Source organism: Streptomyces klenkii, from assembly GCF_003626645.1.
Taxonomy (GTDB): domain Bacteria; phylum Actinomycetota; class Actinomycetes; order Streptomycetales; family Streptomycetaceae; genus Streptomyces; species Streptomyces klenkii.
Window position 1 is genome coordinate 1 of the sequence record NZ_RBAM01000078.1, and the last position, 1,413, is coordinate 1,413.

The 1,413-nt window shown below is 71.4% G+C and carries 2 protein-coding genes; both read left to right on the forward strand.

Features of this window, described 5'->3' with window-relative positions; genetic code table 11:
* Positions 1–708, forward strand: a 708-nt coding sequence (locus D7231_RS38020; protein WP_242000079.1) for a lytic transglycosylase domain-containing protein, incomplete at its 5' end; no start/stop codon positions are given.
* 86 nt (positions 709–794) lie between these two features.
* Positions 795–1,413 (forward strand): hypothetical protein (locus tag D7231_RS34720; RefSeq protein WP_120760341.1); only part of this gene is annotated, 619 nt, incomplete at its 3' end.

Sequence of the window (1,413 nt, forward strand, 5' to 3'; positions counted from 1 at the left end):
AACGGCTGGCGTTCCCCCTTCGACCCGGCCGACGCCATCGACGCCCAGGCACGCTACCTGTGCCACCTCGTCGACGACCTGGCCGACATCCCGGGCAGCCCCGTGGATAAGGCCCTGGCCGCCTACAACGCCGGCCCCGCCGCGGTGCGGGCGTACGGCGGCCTCCCTCCCTACCGGGAGACCCGCGACTACGTCCGGACCGTCAAGGCGCTCCTCCCCCGCTACCAGGCCGCCACGTCCGTCGGCGACGCGGACGCGACCGGGGACTGCGGCTTCCACCTCGCCCGCCCGAACCCGCGCACCTGCCCCGAGGCCATGGACGCGGCCCGCAGGGAGGCGCGTTCCGGCAGCCTAGTCTGGCACCGGCGCTGCCTGGCGTTCGTCGCGCAGGCCTATGGCTGGGGCGCCTCGGGCGAGGCCACCGCGAGCGTGGCCTGGGAGAGGATGATCGCCTCCGGCCTCGCCCACCACGGCGATCCCCGCCCGCCCGCCGGTGCCCTCCTCTTCTACGCTAGCGACGACGCCGCCGGGCACGTCGCGCTCCACCTCGGGAACGGCCAGGCGGCGACGAACGACATCGCCGAACCCGGCCGCATCAGCATCGTCCCCCTCAGCGACCTGACCGCCGGCCGCTGGCGGCTGACCTACCGCGGCTGGGCACCACCCGAGTTCCCCCACGCGAGCGAGGGCACCAGCAACGTCGGCTGACGGAACGCCACCGCGCCCGCGGGGCGATAAGGTGCACACAAAGCCGACATGCCTGACCACCACGGACAGGGGAGCCACGAACACCGATGCCAGCCACGGACCGCACCCCACGCACCCTGGCGCAAAAGCTGAAGTGGCTCCGGGACCTCAAAGCCCCCAAGGGCGAACCCCCGCCCTCCTACGAGGTCACCGCCCGCCAGATCTCCGCCGCCACCGGCGTCAGCATCTCCGGCCCCTACTTCTGGGAACTCGCCACCGGCAGAACCACCAACCCCAAGCTCCACCACCTCCAGGCCCTGGCCAAGTACTTCTCCGTCCCCGTCGGCTACCTCGCCGACGACCAGGCCGACTTCCACCAACTCGAATCCGAACTAGAACTCCTCCACACCCTCAAACGCGGCGGCGTCCGCGACATCACCATCCAGGGAACCCAGGACACCGTCGCCGACCTCCCCACCATCGAGAGCCTCGTCGGAAAGCTCCGCACCCTCAACGACCTCGCCGACGACCAGACCCGCGACCTGGCCGTCCGCCTCACCATGCTCCCCCCGAGCACCCGCAAGGCCCTCGACGAAACCCTCGACGACACCGACCTCCTCCAGGCTCTGGAAATCGAACATGTCCGCCAACTCGCCCGAACCGCTGCCCACTTGAGCCCCGACCACCTCACCACCCTCCTCACCACGGCCACCCAGCCCGCCCTCC